Source organism: Caenispirillum bisanense, assembly GCF_039523075.1.
GTDB classification, from domain to species: domain Bacteria; phylum Pseudomonadota; class Alphaproteobacteria; order Rhodospirillales; family Rhodospirillaceae; genus Caenispirillum; species Caenispirillum bisanense.
This window is the reverse complement of record NZ_BAAAEP010000037.1, coordinates 16,177-34,007: the sequence shown is the minus strand read 5'-3', so window position 1 is coordinate 34,007 and position 17,831 is coordinate 16,177. Positions and strand designations below refer to the sequence as shown.

11 protein-coding genes, 2 tRNA genes and 1 pseudogene are annotated in these 17,831 nt (G+C 66.3%); 13 read left to right on the top strand and 1 reads right to left on the bottom strand.

Annotated elements, in window-relative coordinates:
• Positions 1-29 precede the first annotated feature (29 nt).
• From ABD056_RS15685 to ABD056_RS15675, 3 genes are all read left to right on the top strand, one after another.
• Positions 30-1,319: an adenylosuccinate synthase gene (locus tag ABD056_RS15685; protein WP_343868122.1), complete on the top strand. Its 1,290-nt coding sequence runs from the start codon at positions 30-32 to the stop codon at positions 1,317-1,319.
• Positions 1,320-1,516: 197 nt separating this feature from the next.
• Positions 1,517-3,508: a protein kinase family protein gene (locus ABD056_RS15680; RefSeq protein ID WP_343868120.1), complete on the top strand. Its 1,992-nt coding sequence runs from the start codon at positions 1,517-1,519 to the stop codon at positions 3,506-3,508.
• A 24-nt stretch (positions 3,509-3,532) separates the two neighbouring features.
• A complete protein-coding gene (locus tag ABD056_RS15675; RefSeq protein ID WP_343868118.1) occupies positions 3,533-4,075 on the top strand; it encodes a hypothetical protein in 543 nt (180 codons plus the stop codon).
• Positions 4,076-4,088: 13 nt separating this feature from the next.
• Here the strand turns inward: ABD056_RS15675 and ABD056_RS15670 are convergent, their stop codons facing one another.
• Positions 4,089-5,156: an RluA family pseudouridine synthase gene (locus ABD056_RS15670; protein WP_343868116.1), complete on the bottom strand. Its 1,068-nt coding sequence runs from the start codon at positions 5,154-5,156 to the stop codon at positions 4,089-4,091.
• 39 nt (positions 5,157-5,195) lie between these two features.
• On the opposite strand from ABD056_RS15670, the gene ABD056_RS15665 reads away from it, so the two are divergent.
• The 10 genes and pseudogenes from ABD056_RS15665 to ABD056_RS15620 all read left to right on the top strand — a co-directional run bounded on the left by ABD056_RS15665 (position 5,196) and on the right by ABD056_RS15620 (position 17,795).
• The gene (locus tag ABD056_RS15665; protein ID WP_343868114.1) at positions 5,196-5,576 is read left to right on the top strand and encodes a hypothetical protein; all 381 of its coding nucleotides are present in this window, start codon (positions 5,196-5,198) and stop codon (positions 5,574-5,576) included.
• On the top strand, positions 5,573-6,088 hold the full coding sequence (locus ABD056_RS15660) for a M67 family metallopeptidase (protein WP_343868112.1): 516 nt from the start codon (positions 5,573-5,575) through the stop codon (positions 6,086-6,088). Before ABD056_RS15665 ends, ABD056_RS15660 begins: the two co-directional genes overlap by 4 nt.
• A 71-nt stretch (positions 6,089-6,159) precedes the next feature.
• A tRNA-Glu gene (locus ABD056_RS15655) sits at positions 6,160-6,235 on the top strand.
• A 52-nt stretch (positions 6,236-6,287) separates the two neighbouring features.
• Positions 6,288-6,363, top strand: a tRNA-Glu gene (locus ABD056_RS15650).
• A 114-nt stretch (positions 6,364-6,477) separates the two neighbouring features.
• Positions 6,478-7,977: a DUF6538 domain-containing protein gene (locus tag ABD056_RS15645; protein ID WP_343868110.1), complete on the top strand. Its 1,500-nt coding sequence runs from the start codon at positions 6,478-6,480 to the stop codon at positions 7,975-7,977.
• Positions 7,978-8,277: 300 nt separating this feature from the next.
• A pseudogene (locus ABD056_RS15640) lies at positions 8,278-11,333 on the top strand (BPTD_3080 family restriction endonuclease).
• Positions 11,334-11,344: 11 nt separating this feature from the next.
• A complete protein-coding gene (locus tag ABD056_RS15635; RefSeq protein WP_343868108.1) occupies positions 11,345-13,261 on the top strand; it encodes a GmrSD restriction endonuclease domain-containing protein in 1,917 nt (638 codons plus the stop codon).
• Between the two features lie 71 nt (positions 13,262-13,332).
• On the top strand, positions 13,333-14,175 hold the full coding sequence (gene dinD, locus ABD056_RS15630; protein WP_343868106.1) for a DNA damage-inducible protein D: 843 nt from the start codon (positions 13,333-13,335) through the stop codon (positions 14,173-14,175).
• 4 nt (positions 14,176-14,179) lie between these two features.
• Entirely contained in the window at positions 14,180-16,972 is a 2,793-nt protein-coding gene (locus ABD056_RS15625; RefSeq protein ID WP_343868104.1) for a site-specific DNA-methyltransferase, read from the top strand.
• Between the two features lie 7 nt (positions 16,973-16,979).
• On the top strand, positions 16,980-17,795 hold the full coding sequence (locus tag ABD056_RS15620) for a hypothetical protein (RefSeq protein ID WP_343868102.1): 816 nt from the start codon (positions 16,980-16,982) through the stop codon (positions 17,793-17,795).
• Positions 17,796-17,831: the final 36 nt, after the last annotated feature.

The window sequence follows — 17,831 nt, the reverse complement described above, 5'->3', positions numbered from 1 at the left end:
GGAAACAATTCAGGATCGGGATAGGAAAGATGGCGAACGTCGTAGTCGTCGGATCGCAGTGGGGCGACGAGGGCAAGGGCAAGGTCGTCGACTGGCTGGCCGCCCGCGCCGATGTGGTGGTGCGCTTCCAGGGCGGCCATAACGCCGGCCATACGCTGGTGGTCGACGGTGTCTCCTACAAGCTGAGCCTGCTGCCGTCGGGGGTGGTGCGCGGCACCCTGTCGATCATCGGCAACGGCGTCGTCATCAACCCGTGGGCGCTGATGGAAGAGATCGAGCGCATCGGCGCTCAGGGCGTGACCATCACGCCGGACGTGCTGCGCATCGCCGAGAACGCCTGCCTCATCCTGCCGCTGCACTCGACGCTGGACCAGGCCCGCGAAGTGGCCGCCGGCAAGGGCAAGATCGGCACCACCGGCCGCGGCATCGGCCCGGCCTATGAGGACAAGGTCGGCCGCCGCGCCATCCGCGTCTGCGACCTGGCCGACGAAGCGACGCTGGAAATGAAGGTGGACCGCCTGCTGGCCCACCACAACGCCCTGCTGCGCGGCCTCGGCGCCGAGGAACTGAAGGGCGAGGACCTGCTGGCCGAGCTGCGCGCCCTGGCGCCCAAGCTGCTGCCCTATGCCGAACCGGTGTGGCTGACCCTTGACGAAGCCTACCGCGCCGGCAAGCGAATCCTGTTCGAAGGCGCCCAGGGCGCCATGCTGGACGTCGACCACGGCACCTATCCGTTCGTCACCTCGTCCAACACCGTCGCCGGCATGGCGGCGGCCGGTTCCGGCATGGGTCCGGGCCGTGTCGGCTATGTGCTCGGCATCACCAAGGCCTACACCACCCGCGTCGGCTCCGGCCCGTTTCCGACCGAACTGACCGACGCCATCGGCGACCGCATCGGCGAGCGCGGCCGCGAATTCGGCACCGTCACCGGCCGCAAGCGCCGCTGCGGCTGGTTCGACGCCGTGCTGGTGCGCCAGGCGGTGAAGACCGGCGGCATTGACGGCATCGCGCTGACCAAGCTCGACGTGCTCGACGGCCTGGACGAACTGAAGGTCTGCATCGGCTACGAACTGGACGGCAAGCGCATCGAGTATCTGCCGGCGGCGGTGGCGCAGCAGGAACGCTGCGTGCCGATCTACGAAACGCTGGAAGGCTGGCAGGACAGCACCGAAGGTGCCCGTTCCTGGGCCCAGCTGCCGGCGACGGCGGTGAAGTACGTGCGCCGCATCGAGGAACTGATCGGGGCGCCGGTGTCGCTGCTCTCCACCAGCCCGGAGCGCGAGGACACCATTCTCGTGCACGACCCCTTTACCGGCTGAGTCAGGCCAAATACGCATGGGACTCGCGGGACGTGTTGTCATCCCGCGAGACCATCGGTACCCTGTGCTGCCCCCCTTTGGGGTAAGACAGGTGATCTAAGGGGACCGGATCAATGGCGGCCACGGCGACGGCCAAAGCCTCGCAGAAGGCCACAACGGCGGAGGCCGGCGCACAAAAGCCGGCTACCGGCGCTGCTATGGCGCCGGTGTCTTTGCGCGACCGCTTCGAGATCCAGCCCAACAAGCCGATCCCCGACCTCGACATGCCGAGCGCCAAGGCGTTCGAGGTGCAGGACCGCCGCGGCGCCGGCCGTCCGCTCTATGCCCTGGTGTGCCGGCCCGACATCCTGCAGCGCCATCTGGTGATGCGATCGCTGCGCGGCATGCAGAACGCCGGCATGCTGCAGTTCATCGAAGGCGGCGTGGTCGACTGGATGCCCGCCGGTCGCAAGCTGGTGGTGGCGATCTATGAACGGCCCGCCGGCGGCAAGATGATGCCGGACCTGAACGGCACCTGCGAGGTGGTGCCCGATCAGCTGTTCGCCAAGAAGATCATCAAGCCGCTGCACGCCGCCCTGCAGGAACTGCAGACGCGCGCCACCACCCACCGCGCCATCCGTCCCGACAACATCTACCTGTTCGACACCAAGGGCGACCGGCTGGTGCTGGGGGATTGCGTCACGGCGCCGCCGGGGTTCGACAACGCCGCCATCTTCGAGCCGCTGGAAACGGCCATGTGCATGCCCGAAGGGCGCGGCACCGGCCATTATTCCGACGACATGTTCTCGCTGGGCGTGACGCTGCTGTTCCTCATGCTCGGCCACAACCCCACCCGTGGCCGCTCCGCCGACGAGGTCATGCGCCTGCGCCTGCAGCAGGGCACCTACGCCACGCTGGTGGGCGAGAACCGGGTGCCGATCAGCATGATCGAGGTGCTGCGCGGCCTGCTGCACGACGACAGCCGCGAACGCTGGACCATCGAGACGCTGGACCTGTGGCTCAACGGCCGCCGCATGACGCCGCTGCAGCCGCGCCTGGAAAAGCGGTCGCAGCGCACCCTGAAGATCGGCGAGGTGGAATACGCCACCGCCCGCGGCGCCGCCTGGGGCCTGATGACCAACTGGAGCAAGGCCGGCGCCCTGCTGCAGGAAGGCCGCGTCGAGGTGTGGCTGCGCCGTGGCCTGGAAGACAACGAGAAGGCCGACGCCCTGGTCACCGCCATGAAGGTGGTGGAGGCCATGCAGGGCGACAAGGCGACCATGGCCGACCTGATGATCGCCCGCGCCATCATGGTGCTGGCCCCCGATGCGCCGCTGTGCTTCCGCGACGTGCGCTGCACGCTGGACGGCTTCGGCACCGCCCTGGCGCATGCGGTGCTGCGCAAGGGCGACGTGAAGGCCTTCGCCGACATCATCTCGCGCGAGGTGGTGAAGTTCTGGGTCCAGGCCCAGATGATCTACAACCCGGAATACGCCCAGGCCGACGCCAACTTCAAGGAACTGCGGGCGCTGCTGCTCAACAATGCCAAGGGCTTCGGCATCGAGCGCGTCACCTACGAGCTGAACGAGAACATGCCCTGCCAGAGCCCGTTCCTGGAGGGCGAGTACGTCACCGAGATCAAGGAACTGCTGCCGGCGCTGGAACACGTGTCCAAGGGGGCCGACACCAAGACCTGGCCGGTGGACCGCCACGTCGCCGCCTTCGTCGCCGCCCGTTACGAGCGCGACCTGAAGCCGCAGCTGACGGCCATGAACGAGGGCGGGTCGGAACGCAACGCCCTCGGCATGCTCAGCCTGCTGGCGGTGCTGCAGTGGCGGCTGGGGCCGGAGGCGCTGTTCGGCCTGACCAGCTGGCTCGGCGGGCTGGTGCAGCCGATCATCAACAGCTACCACAGCCGCGAGCGGCGCAAGCGGCTGGAACGGGAGATCCCGCGGGTGGTGCGCAAGGGCAGCCTGCCGGAACTCTACAACCTGCTCGACAACGCCGAGGAACGCGGCTCCGACGGCGAAGGCTTCGCCCGTGCCAAGGCGGAATATGCCGAGGGGCGGCGGCAGGTGGCGGCGCTGGAAACCGGCCAGGCGGCGCGCGACGAGAATGCCTTGCGCATGGGCCACCAGGCGGCGGCCATCGGCTCGGTCAGCATCGGCATGGCGACCATCCTGATCCTGCTGCTCGTGCGGCTGATCTGACGGCGGGGAAGGGGCAGAAGGTCCATGGCGAAAAAGCCGGCGAAATCCGCCGCCTCCTCGGGCGGCAAGAAGAAGGGCGGACTGGCGAGCGGCCTCGGCATGCTGGTGATGGGCGTGCCGCTGGTCATCCTGTTCCTGCCCACCGTGGTGCTGCTGATGTTCGCCATGCTGCCGACGGTGGTGGCCTACATGGTGGAGCGCGGGCCGCACCGCTACGGCTTCATCTGCGTCGGCGGGCTGAACTTCGCCGGCGTCGCGCCCTATCTGCTGAACATGTGGTTCGAGCGCCACGACATCACCATGACGCTCGACATCCTCTCCAACGTCTTCGCGCTGATGATGATATACGGCGCCGCCGCCTTCGGCTGGCTGCTGTACACGGCGACGCCGTCGCTGGTGGGCTCGTTCCTCAGCCTCACCTCCAGCCGCCGCATCGCCGCCCTGAAGGCGCAGCAGCGCAAGCTGATCGAGGACTGGGGCCCCGAGGTCATGCAGTCGGACGAGGACATCGGCAGCGAAGCCGCCTCCAAGGGTCCGGCAACGGTGGGCGGCGGCGCCATGCGCTGAGGCGCCGGCGGGTTCAGCCGTCGCCGCGCAGGGCCGCCAGCAGGGCCAGGAAGTCGGCCGGCGGCGGGCTTTCGAACCGCAGCCGCTCGCCGCTGACCGGGTGGACGAAGCCGAGGACGCCGGCGTGCAGCGCCTGCCGCCGGAACCCCTCCACCGCCGCCACCTGCCCGGCGCTCATGCCCCGGCGGCCGGGCTTGCGGGCCTTGCCGTAGAGCGGATCGCCCACCAGCGGATGGCCGAGACTCGCCATGTGGACGCGGATCTGGTGGGTGCGGCCGGTTTCCAGCGTGCAGTCGATGAGGGCGGTGTCGCCGCCCAGCGCCTCCACCACCCGCCAGTGGGTGGTGGCCGGCTTGCCGCCGCTCTTCACCACCGCCATCTTCTGGCGGTTGGACGGGCTGCGGCCGATGGCGCCTTCCACCGTGCCGGCGCGCGGCTGCGGCAGGCCCCAGACGATGGCGCGATAGACCCGCTCGATGTCGTGGCGGGCGAACAGGGCGGCGAGGCCCTGGTGGGCGCGGTCGGTCTTCGCCGCCACCAGCAGGCCGCTGGTGTCCTTGTCCAGCCGGTGGACGATGCCCGGCCGCCGCACCCCGCCGATGCCCGACAGGCTGGCGCCGCAGTGGTGCAGCAGGGCGTTCACCAGCGTGCCGTCGGCATTGCCGGCGGCCGGATGCACCACCAGCCCGGCCGGCTTGTCGATGACGATCAGCTCCGCATCCTCGTAGACCACCGCGAGCGGGATGTCCTGCGGCTGCGGCACCGCGTCCTCCGGCGCCGGCACCGTCACCGCCGCCACCTGTCCGGCCCGCACCTTGCGCTTGGCATCGGCGGCGGCGAGGGGGGCGCCGTCCAGGCTCACCTGACCCTCGGCCAGCAGCGCCTGCAGGCGGGAGCGGGTGAGCCCGGCCGCCGCCAGCGCCTCCGCCAGCCACTTGTCGAGCCGCAGCCCTTCCGCCTCCGCCCCGGCGGTGACGGTGAGCGGGGCGGCCCCGGCCAGGGCGTCGTCTTCGTCCTCATCGCCGTCGTCCACCGGCGGCGGCACGGCAGCGGTGGCGGGATCGGCGGGTTGCTGTATCATCGCGGCTCCCGATTGCTGCAGGAAGGATAACGGTCCGTCATGAAAGCGTTGAAGGCCCTGGTTGCGGTCATGGGCATCCTGATCGTGCTCGGTCTGGTGCTGCTCGGCTGGGGCATCTACACCAAGATGCAGCGCCCCGCCGCCGACGTCACCGCCGGCACCGTCCCGGTGGCGCCGCCGCTGGCCGGCGCGGCGACCGATGCCCGCCAGCCGGCGCCGGTGGCGGCTCCGGTGCCGTCGCAGCCCTTCGGCACCGTCACCCTGGCCGAGCCGCCGGGCACGGAGATCCTGGCGGTGGACGTTGCCGAGGGGCGCATCCTGCTGCGCCTGAGCGGCGGCGGCAAGCCCGATCGCGTGGTGGTGCTGCATGGCGCCGACGGCACCCGCCTCGGCACCATCGAACTGTCGGTGCAGCAGTGACGGCCGCCGGCGCCGGCAGCGCGGGGGAGTGGGAGCGCCTCTTCCCCGCCGCCGCCCGCCCGGCGCCGGCCCTCCTGACCCTCACCGCCGCCCAGGCCGACGCCATCCGCTCCGCCGCCGCCGCGGCCTATCCGCACGAAGGCTGCGGGCTGCTGGCGGGGGTGGAGGAGGAGGAGGAGGAGGGGGTGGCCGGCCGGGTGACGCGGGTGGTGGCGGCCGCCAACGTGGCGCCGCGCGCCCACGACCGCTTCGAGATCGACCCGCGCGCCCACCTCGACCTGATGAAGGCCCTGCGCGGCACGGCGGAGCGTCTGCTCGGCCACTGGCACAGCCACCCGGACCACCCGCCGACCCCCTCCGCCACCGATCTGGCGCAGGCGTGGGAGCCGGGGCTGGTGTGGATCATCTGCGCCGTCACCGCCGCCGGCCCCGGCGATCTGGCCGCCTGGAGGCTGACGGGGGAGGGCGACGAACGGCGGTTCGAACCGGTGGTGCTGCGCATCGACGGATGAGGCGGCGGGGCCATCGTTTTTTGCTTGCGCGCCCCTGCGGGATCGCCTAAATACGTGCCTCCCGAGGCCACGTCCCCATCGTCTAGAGGCCTAGGACACCGCCCTCTCACGGCGGCAACCGGGGTTCGAATCCCCGTGGGGACGCCACTCGGCGATCTTATACGTACTGCGCGCCCACGTGCGGCAGCGCGACGGCCTCGTCCCCATCGTCTAGAGGCCTAGGACACCGCCCTTTCACGGCGGCGACCGGGGTTCGAATCCCCGTGGGGACGCCATCACCTGGACACCCCTGTTTCAGGGGAACCCATCCAGGGATTTCAAAGGCTTAGGGACTCTCCCAAAATTGCCGTCATGTCGGATGTGGACCCACTGTGTGGACCCGTCTGGCCATGACCTATCTCGCCCGAAAACCCTCCGGACGCTATCATCTCCGGGTGCGTGTTCCGCGTGACCTGGTGCCTGTGATCGGGCGGCAGGAGATCCGGCGCAGCCTGGGCACCTCCGAACGCCAGACGGCCAGCATCCTGGCTGGGGCGGAGTCGGCGCGCCTGCGGCTGATCATGGGGGAGATGAGGCTGGCGATCGACCAGAACGACGAACTGGCCCTGCGGGCGCTGAAGGCCGAGGTGATGGCCTATGAGGTCCTGATCGAGACCTACAAGAACGAAAAGGCCATGGGCGAGCGCCTCAAGGCCGCCAATGCCCGGCTGAAGGCGGTGTCGCACAATGTCTCGGAGTTCTGCGGACGCTATGCCGAGGCCAGGGAGATCCGGGACAGCCTTCAGGAAGTGGTGAAGTCCCTGGCTGCCGTTGTCCAGCCGAGGACCCCGGCGGACCCGCTCGCCGGCCTGCATCCCGACGCCCGCCAGCCCCTGGACGCCTTGCTCCCCGCCTTCCTGGCCGATGTGCCGCAGCCGCCCAAGCGTCTGGCCGAATACGAAACCGAGTTGGCCCGCTGGCGCCGCGCCAACGGGGATAAGGCGGTCGCTGAGATCACCCGCCAGGACGTCATCCAGTACCATGATCTGCTGTTGTCGGAGGTGAAGCCCCGCAAGGGCGCGACCGTGGCGTCGTGGGTCACCCAGAACAAAGCTCTGTCGTGCATCCGCATGGTCCTTGGTTGGGCGACGGACACCGACCGCCGCCGGGGTGAATTGCCGACGGTTCGGGTATCGCCCAAGGGCGTGACCAAGGCTGAACGCGAGCGGGTCAAGCGGCGGTCCTGGCGGGAGGAGGAGCTGCGGGCCATCTTCGCCGCGCCGCTTTACACCGGCTGCCGGTCTAAGAGCCGTTACAGCGAGCCGGGCGATGAGGTGATGTTCCTGGACGGTCGCTACTGGCTGCCCCTGGTCGCCCTGATGACCGGCGCCCGCCTGGGTGAACTGACGCAACTGCGCCTGTCCGATGTGGTGGAGACGCGGGGCGTGGTGTATCTCAACGTGACCACGGAGGCCTCGGCCGAGGACGACGCCGACGATCAGGCCAAAACGGCCAAGACCGAGAACGCCGTGCGCATGCTGCCGGTGCATCCCGAACTCGGCCGCCTGGGCATCGCCGACTACATCCACGCGCGCCGCAAGGCCGACCCCACCGGCCTGCTGTTCGAGCCCCGCGACTACGGCAAGTTCTTCAACGACCACAACCGCTTCTTCGCCCGCGTGGGGGTGAAGAGCGACGTGACCTCGTTCCACTCCTTCCGCCACACCCACAAGGACATGCTCCGGGCCCTGCGAGACAGCGATTTGCGCGACCGCCTTATGGGCCACGCGCCCCGGTCGGTCGGGGAGGGCTATGGCTCACCGCTGACCGAGGCCGAGGTGGCGGACTTCTTCAAGCTGGTGCGGCCGCCGATTGATCTGGGGCATCTGTATCCGGGGCGGGGGAGGTGATTATTGCTATTCACCTTGGGCGCCAGGATTCGAAGCCAAAAGCATCCTAAACCGTTCCCTCAAAGGACTAATGCGGGCTTCGCAGCCGCCGACTGGTACACAGAGCTGATACACAGGCCGTGGGGTTGAGGGTGGTGGGAAGGTAGGTGGAGGGGGTGGCGGGGTCAAGGCGCCAAGGCACCAAGGCACGGCTCATGAGCCTGCCACTATCTCCGGTCGCCGACGGCTTGGCGAGCTTGAACGAAAGTGGTGCCTTTGCCATCATCGCCCGGCACCACTCGGGATGGCAGGGGGATCCGGATGTCAGAGGCGTTCTTCGAGCGGCCAATTCTCAATTCGCCGTATGAATGCCCGGCGCGGCACTGGGAGTTGGACGCCGACGGCCAGCCGACCAACAAGCTCATCGACTCCCGCCGCCGCTCCGACCTCATCACGCCTGTGCCGAAGCCGAAGAAGCGCAAGACCGCCAAGTCCCAGACCGAGATGGTCCTGGACAGCGGCGATGGCCTGTCCACCGCCGACCAGGAATACAACCCCACCCCGATCATCAACAGGATCAGGGGCCTCGTCGCCTCCTGGCGGTCGCTGCCCAACCCCAAGGACTGGGGTGTTACCCCGGAGACGGCCCGCCTCCTTCAGCATTGGCGGCACCACCCGTTCCAGGGCCCGCGCCCGTTCTTCTGCCAGATCGAAGCCGTCGAGACGGCCATCTGGCTGACCGAGGTCGCCCCCCGCAAGGGTGACATCTGGACCCACATCCGGGGCGCCAACGACCAGGCCAACCCCGAACTCCTGCGTATCGCCCTGAAGCTGGCCACCGGCGCCGGGAAGACCACCGTCATGGCCATGCTGATCGCCTGGCAGACGGTCAATGCCGTCCGCCACCCCGGCAGCAAGACCTTCACCAAGGGCTTCCTGGTGGTGGCCCCGGGCATCACCATCCGCGACCGGCTGCGCGTCCTGCTGCCCAACGATCCGGAGAGCTGAGAGCTACTTCCGCACGCGCGAGATCGTGCCCCACGACATGCTGCGCGACATCGAGCAGGCCCGCATCGTCATCACCAACTATCACGCCTTCCGCCTGCGCGAGCGCCTGGACGTCGCCAAGGGCACCCGCACCGCCCTGGAGGGCTGGCGCAAGGAGAAGCTGCAGACGGTGGAGACCGAAGGGCAGATGCTCCAGCGGGTCATGCCCGAGCTGATGAACCTGCCCTCCATCGTCGTGCTGAACGACGAGGCCCACCACTGCTACCGCGAGAAGCCCGGCAACCACGACATCGATGACCTCAAGGGCGACGACAAGGACGAGGCCAAGCGTAACAACGAGGCCGCCCGCCTGTGGATCTCCGGCCTGGAGGCGGTCAAGCGGGGCATCGGGCGCGGCAAGGGAAAGGGGAATGGCATCAGCGCGGTCTTCGACCTGTCCGCGACGCCATTCTTCCTCCAGGGCTCGGGCTACGCCGAAGGCACCCTGTTCCCCTGGACGGTCAGCGACTTCTCGCTGATGGACGCAATCGAGTGCGGCATTGTCAAACTCCCTCGCGTGCCGGTGGCCGACAACGTGCCCGGCGCCGACATGCCCAAGTTCCGCAATCTCTGGGAGCACATCGGCAAGAAGATGCCTAAGGCCGGGCGCGGCCAGAGCAAGACCCTCGACCCCTTGAGCCTGCCGGCCGAGCTGCAGACGGCGCTGTACGTACTCTACGGCCACTACAAAAAGACCTTCACCCTCTGGGAGGAGGCCGGTATCGGCGTGCCGCCGGTGTTCATCGTGGTGTGCAACAACACAGCCACATCCAAGCTGGTGTACGACTTCATCTCCGGCTTCGAGCGTGCCAACGACGATGGCACCACGGCACTGGAAAACGGCCGTCTGGCCCTTTTCCGCAACTACGATGACTTCGGCAACCGGCTGCCGCGCCCGCGAACACTGCTGATTGACAGCGAGCAGCTGGAGTCCGGCGAGGCGCTGGACAAGAACTTCCGCGATATGGCCGCCGACGAGATCGACCGCTTCCGCCGCGAGATCGTCGAGCGTACCGGCGATATCCGACGTGGCGAAGCACTGACGGACCAGGACCTCCTGCGCGAGGTGATGAACACCGTCGGCAAGCCAAGTCGCCTGGGCGAGCAGATCCGCTGCGTCGTCTCGGTCTCGATGCTGACCGAGGGCTGGGACGCCAACACCGTCACCCACATCCTGGGCGTCCGCGCCTTTGGTACCCAGCTTCTATGCGAGCAGGTCGTCGGCCGTGCCCTGCGCCGCCAGTCCTACGAACTGAATGAGGAAGGCCTATTCAACGTCGAGTACGCCGACGTCCTGGGCGTGCCCTTCGACTTCAACGCCAAGCCGGTGGTCGCCCCGCCGGCCAAGCCGCGCGAGACGGTGCGGGTGCAAGCCGTCCGCCCCGACCGCGATGCCCTGGAGATCACCTTCCCGCGAGTCGAAGGCTACCGCGTCGAACTGCCCGAGGAGCGCCTGAGCGCCACCTTCGGCCCCGACTCCGTGCTGGAGTTGAACCCCGATCTTGTCGGCCCCTCCGTCACCAAGAACCAGGGCATTATCGGCGAGGGGGTCGATCTCACCATCGACCACCTGGAGGACATGCGCCAATCCACCATCCTGTTCCACCTGGCCCGCCATTTGCTCTACCAAAAGTACCGCGACCCCGGCGAGGAGCCGAAGCTGCACCTGTTCGGCCAGCTCAAGCGCATCACCCGCCAGTGGCTGGAGGGCGGCTACCTGCGCTGCATAGCGCGGTACCTTCCCGGCGCAGCTGATCTACAAGGAAATCGCCGACATGGCGGCCGAACGCATCAAGGCCGCCATCACAGAGGCCCTGGTAGGCGAACGCCCCATCAAGGCAATTCTGGACGCCTACAACCCTACCGGGTATACTCGCTTCGTCAACTTCACCACGTCCAAGGAAACGCGGTGGCAGACCGCCCCCGGCCGCTGCCACGTCAACTGGGTGCTCTGCGACAGCGACTGGGAAGCCGAGTTCTGCCGTGTGGCCGAGGCGCACCCGCGCGTGCGCGCCTACGTCAAGAACCACAACCTCGGCCTGGAGGTGCCCTACCTCCTGGGCGGCACACCGCGCAAGTACCTGCCGGACTTCATCGTGCAGATCGACGACGGCCAGGCCGAGCCGCTCAACCTGATCGTCGAGATCAAGGGCTTCCGGGGCGAGGACGCCAAGGAGAAGGCCAACACCATGCGCGCCTACTGGGTGCCGGGCGTGAACAACCTGGGCAAGTTCGGCCGCTGGGCCTTCGCCGAGTTCACGGCCGTGTATGAGATCGAGGCGGAGTTCGGGAAGCTGATCGAGGGATTCACCGCCGTCCAGGCGGCATAGGGGACGAGGACGTGCTGCAGACCGCCTTCAAGACCAATCCGGTAGCCCTGGGGGAGCTTCTCCGCGACTGCGGGAAGGGGAAGATCCAGTTGCCCGACTTCCAGCGCAGCTGGGTGTGGGACGAGGACCGTATCATCGGCCTCATTGCCTCCATCTCCCAGGCCCTCCCGGTGGGCGCGCTGATGACCCTGGAAATGAAGGCCGGCGCCGCCGAGTCCTTCGCCCGCCGCCCCGTCCAGGGGGCCGCGCCAGAGGCCGACAAACAGTACCCCGACCAGCTTCTCCTCGACGGACAGCAGCGCATGACGTCGCTCTACCAGACCTGCATGCGCAAGGAGGTCGTGCAGACCATCACCGCCCGCCAGAAGATGGTGCGCCGCTGGTTCTACATCGACATCGTCAAGGCCCTGCGCGCCGACGTGGACCGCATCGACGCCATCGTGGCCGTGCCCGAAGATCGCCGGATCACCCGCAACTTCAAGAAGGACGTCATCCTCGACCTGTCCACGCGCGAGGCCGAGTTCGAGCACATGATGTTCCCCCTGAACATGGTGTTCGACGTCAATGCCTGGCAGATGGAGTTCTACAACTACTGCTTCCAGCGCCACGACAAGGCGCGCGTGGACCAGTTCAACGAGTTCATGAGCAAGGTCCTTGCCAACTTCACCGGCTACCACGTCCCCGTGATCGCCCTCAGCCACGACACCACCCACGAGGCCGTGTGCCTGGTGTTCGAGAAGGTGAACACCGGCGGCAAGCCCCTGGACGCCTTCGAACTGGTCACCGCCATGTACGCCGGCCGGGGCTTCCGGCTGCGCGACGACTGGCTGGGCACCGCGGAAAAGGAAGGCCTGCAGTCCCGCCTGCAGACCTTCGGCCGCGCCTCCGAGCAGCGCTTCGGGGTCCTGGAGCGCATCTCCAGCACCGATGTCCTGCAGGCCATCGCCCTCCTGCACACCAAGGCGGAGCGGGAAAAGAAGATCGCCGAGGGCGCCAAGGACAACGAGGTGCCGGCCATCCGCGCCACCCGCCAGTCCCTGCTGGATCTGCCCCTGGAGGCCTATCTGGCCTACCGCGAACCCATCGAGGCCGGCTTCAAGGCGGCTGTCAAGTTCCTGCGCCAGCAGAACATCTATCGCGTCATTGACCTGCCCTACCAATCGCAGATCGTCCCCCTGGCCGCCATCCTGACCGAGATCGGCGACCTGTGGGAACACACCGCCGTCAAGGAGAAGCTGGCCCGCTGGTACTGGTGCGGCATCTTCGGCGAACTCTACGGCTCGGCCGCCGAAACCCGCTTCGCCCGCGACATCCAGGAGGTTCCCGCCTGGCTGCGTGGCGGGCCGGAGCCGGCCACAGTGAAGGATGGCGTCTTCCGCTCCGACCGCCTGAAGACCATGCGCACTCGCCTGTCGGCCGCCTACAAGGGCATCCACGCCCTGCTGATGCGCGAAGGCGCCAAGGATTTCCGCAGCGGCCAGGATTTCGGCCAGACGGTCTTCTTCGACGAGTCCGTGGACATCCACCACATCTTCCCCGAGGCGTGGTGCCGCAAGCACGACATCGACAAGACCGAATACGACACCATCATCAACAAGACACCGCTCAGCTACCGCACCAACCGCATCATCGGCGGCGCCGCGCCGTCGGAGTACCTGGGCAGGCTGGAGAAGGGCCGCCCCGGCGACCCGCCCATCGCGGCGCCGGTGCTGGACGGCTACCTGCGGTCCCACTGCATCAACCCTGACCTTCTGCGGGCCGACCAGTTCAAGGCCTTCATGGCCGACCGGGAGAAGCAGTTGCTGACCCTGATCGCCAGGGTCACGGGCCACCAGCTCCTCGGGGCCGAGGAGGCGTCCGACGAGGGCGAGGACGCCCCCGACGACATCCTCCAGGACTCCGGGTTGCTCGCCGATGTTGCGGAATAACAGGACCGCGCCGGGCGCCCGGCACACCGTCACCCAACGGGGTCGGGGAGATTGATTGAGGGAATGGAAGCATGAAAACCGAAATCGTCCAGCAGCTTACGGCCACCTTTGAGGGGCACGCGCAGCACACCGATAACGGTGTCGAGTATTGGCTTGCCCGCGACCTTCAGTCCCTGCTGGGGTACTCCCGATGGGAGAACTTTTGCAACGTTATCACCAAGGCCAAAACCGCCTGCGAGGTGTCCGGCCACGACCCTCTGGACCATTTTGCTGACGTCAGGAAAATGGTCGAGCTTGGCTCGGGCTCGAAGCGGGAGATCGATGATGTCATGCTCACCCGCTTCGCCTGCTACCTGATCGCCCAGAACGGCGACCCCTCCAAGCCCCAGATTGCCTTCGCCCAGACCTACTTCGCCGTGCAGACCCGCAAGGCCGAGCTGATCGAGCAACGGCTTCTGGAAGTCGAGCGCATCGCCGCCCGCCGCAAGCTCAGCGAAACCGAAAAGGAGCTGTCGGGCGTCATCTTCGAACAGACCGGCGGCAACCAGGATTTCGCGCTGATCCGCAGCAAGGGCGATCAGGCGCTGTTCGGCAGAGGCGCGAGGGCCATGAAGGCCCAGTGGAAGGTTCCCGATAACAGGCCGCTGGCCGATTTCGCGCCGACGATCATCCTGAAGGCCAAGGATTTCGCGACGGAAATCACCATTTTCAACGCCCGCGCCCACACCATGACGACCGAGGCCGCCATATCGGCCGAGCATGTCACCAACAACCAGGCTGTCCGCAAGACCCTGCTGGACCGGGGCATCCGGCCGGAGAGTCTGCAGCCGGAAGAAGACATCAAGAAAGTCGAACGCCGCCTAACCTCCGAGGACCGCAAGACCCTTGCCCGCCCGGACAGACTGGAAGACTAACGCCATGCCCAAGGAAATCGGCGTCGAGACGCTGACCCACAAGGACGCCAAGCGGCTGAACATCCCGACGGCGGAGTTCCAGTCCGTCATGGCCGACGAGGACAAGGCGCCCGTCCGCCTGGCCTATGAGCGGCGCAACCGCGACCTTGATCCGCAACTGGTGTGGCGCGGCAAGGATGCCCAGGACGAAACCGACCTGATCGTCCAGGCGCCGCCGCTCTACATCCAGGAAAAGGTCCACCCCAAGGTCCTGATCGAGGACCTCAAGCGCGAGACCAGGGCGCGGGCCAGCCAGGCGCCGGGTGCTGCGCCCGACCTGTTCGCCGACTTCAACGGCCTGCCCGACAAGGAAGCGGCGACCGAGTTCTATCAGCACGCCATCAACTGGAACAACCGCATGATCCTGGGCGATTCGCTCGCGGTCATGGCGTCCCTGGCCGAGCGCGAGGGCCTGCGCGGGCAGGTCCAGTGCATCTATTTCGACCCGCCCTATGGCATCAAGTTCAACTCCAACTTCCAGTGGTCCACCACCAGCCGCGACGTCAAGGACGGCAACAAGGACCACATCACCCGCGAACCCGAACAGGTCCGCGCCTTCCGCGACACCTGGCGAGACGGCATCCACAGCTACCTGTCCTACATCCGCGACCGCCTCACCGTCGCCCGCGATCTGCTGCACGAAAGCGGGTCGATCTTCGTGCAGATCGGGGATGAGAATTTGCACTTGATTCGCTCTTTAATGGAAGAGATTTTCGGAGAAGATAACTACATCAACACTATTGCAGTTAAGAAAAAAGGTTCGACCCTCATTACTGAGAGCGTATTTGACTATATAGTATGGTTTGGGCGTCACTCTGAAATGTTGAAGGTCAGAAGGGTTCTCAGCATTCGCAGGTCCCCTGAAGAAGATGATAAATTCAATACCATAATATCACCTGCGGGCGAGATGCTCCGTGTCGTCTGCATGTCACCCGACGAGAGAAATAATTTGATCAGCAGTGGGTGGGAGTGGGCGCGCGTCAACTACCCCATCGTCAGCCAGCACCCCCATGAAGATCGCAGCAAAGACTACAATTTCCGGGGGAACGGCAAGAGCTGCGGTTCAAATCGCCAGTGGAGCTTCGACAATCCTGCGGGAATGAGGCGTCTTGAGCGAGCTGACCGCTTGTATGATGCAGGCGGAAGGTCTCTCGCCGGTGTTGTATTTCACAAGGATCGCCCAGCCGTTGCGCTGAACAATCTTTGGGATGACGTAAAGGGCGAGGAAAACCCGATATATGTAGTACAGACTACATGGAAAGTTGTCCAACGCTGCCTTCTCATGACAACCGACCCCGGCGATCTGGTCCTGGACCCCACCTGTGGTTCCGGCACCACGGCCTATGTGGCGGAGCAGTGGGGGCGGCGGTGGATCACCATGGATAGTTCGCGCGTGTCCCTGGCCCTGGCGCGGGCGCGCATCATGGGGGCGCGCTATCCCTATTACCTGCTGGCCGATTCCCGCGAGGGCCAGGTCAAGGAAGGCCAGATCACCCGCACGCCGCCCAAGGACACCCCCACCCACGGCGACATCCGCCAAGGCTTCGTCTACGAGCGGGTGCCGCACATCACCCTGAAATCCATCGCCAACAACGCCGAGATCGACGTCCTCTGGGACAAGGCGCAGGAAACCCTGGAGCCCCTGCGCGGCCGCCTCAACACCCTGCTGGGCAAGTCCTGGGAGGAGTGGGAAATCCCGCGCGAGGCCGCCGCCTCCTGGCCCGAGGAGGCGCGGACGGTGCACGCCCAATGGTGGGAGGCGCGCATCCGGCGGCAGAAGGACATCGACGCCTCCATCGCCGCGCGGGCCGAAAGCGAATACCTCTACGACCGGCCCTATGTGGATACCTCCAAGGTGCGCGTGGCCGGGCCGTTCACGGTGGAAAGCCTGTCGCCGCACCGCGTCCTGGCGGTCGATCACGACGACGAGCTGGTGGACATGCTGGAGGCTTCAGAGGGCAAGCGCGCCGCCTCCGGAGAGAGCGAGCAGGCCGACTTCGCCGCCATGATCCTGGAAAACCTCAAGGCCGCCGGGGTGCAGCAGGCGCACAAGGAAAACCGCATTACCTTCACCGCCCTGACCGGCTGGCCGGGCACCTTCATCTGTGCCGAGGGGGCGTTCCTGGAGGGCGACACGCCGCGCCGGGCTGGCATCTTCATCGGCCCGGAGTTCGGCACCGTCTCCCGCCCCGATTTGGTGGCGGCGGCGCGCGAGGCCGGGGATGCGGGCTTTGACGTGCTGATCGCCTGCGCCTTCAACTTCGACGCCCACAGCGCGGAGTTCGACAAGCTGGGCCGCATCCCGGTGCTGAAGGCGCGCATGAATCCCGACCTGCACATGGGCACGGAACTGAAGAGCACCGGCGCGGGCAACCTGTTCGTGGTCTTCGGCGAGCCGGACATCCGCATCCTGCCCTGCGACGACGGGCGGATTCAGGTGAAGATCCGCGGCGTGGATATCTTCCACCCATCGACGGGCGAAATTGAGTCGGGTGGACCCGACACCATCGCCGTGTGGTTCATCGACACCGACTACAACGAGGAAAGCTTCTTCGTCCGCCACGCCTACTTCCTGGGCGCCAATGACCCGTACAAGGCGCTGAAGACGACCCTGAAGGCCGAGGTGGACCGCGAAGCCTGGGACAGCCTGAACAGCGACACCTCCCGCCCGTTCGAGAAACCGAAGTCGGGCCGGATCGCGGTGAAGGTCATCAACCACCTCGGGGATGAGGTGATGAAGGTGTTTGGGGTGGAGTGAGGGAGGGATGATGATTTCCAAACCATTGAATGAAACCCAGAGGCGCTTCAACGACCTTTGCAGGTTGGGCGGTGGCCCCAGAGGTGGCCCAGCACGGTCGAAGGTTCAGGAGCTTCTCCGCTGGTCGGGTCAGAGCCTCAATGAGATCGCCTACCGGGAAGTCGCGGCAGTCATGGACACGTTCTCCGACCGAAATCCATGGCATGTATGTTTTGGAGTTGGGCTTTGCTGGGGCAGGTTCGCAAACCTCAACGATGAGTTTCTTGGAGCTACGTTGAATCTGATGGAAAACTGGAATTCGGACGACCTCAAGGTCGCCCGTAGTTTCCATCTGGAACGAGGCCCCCTGGGACTTGAGCAGTCGCTCGCCGGAGGCAACACCATGTTTGCCTCCACCGTCATGCCCAAACAGCTTCCCACGGACATCGCTGGTTATAGACGCGCCCAGGATCGCTGGCTAGGCCGCGTGATTGGGAAGGATAGGCCGAAGTACGTCGGAAGCTGGAACGCGACCGCCATGTTCATGGTGGCACTGTTCTCGAATAAGCCATTGGCCGATTCGCTAACTACGCAAGAGGTTCTCCTTCCGCCTGGGGGCGCTCTTTACAATGCTTTGTCGATTCTCCATGACGGACACATCCTCTCCAGAGGTCCCGCTGGTAGCGAACTTGATGATCAGGCCTTCGAGCCGGGGGCTATTTATGAAAACAATGAACTTTTTACCGAAATTCTTGGCGGCAGGGCTGGATGGAGCTTGTTGGATGTCCACAGCGGACTCTACATGCTTGGGACTCGATTGCCTGAGACCAATGGGTGGTTCTAGCGGCATGGATGTTCTACTCGGGATGACGAGAATGGC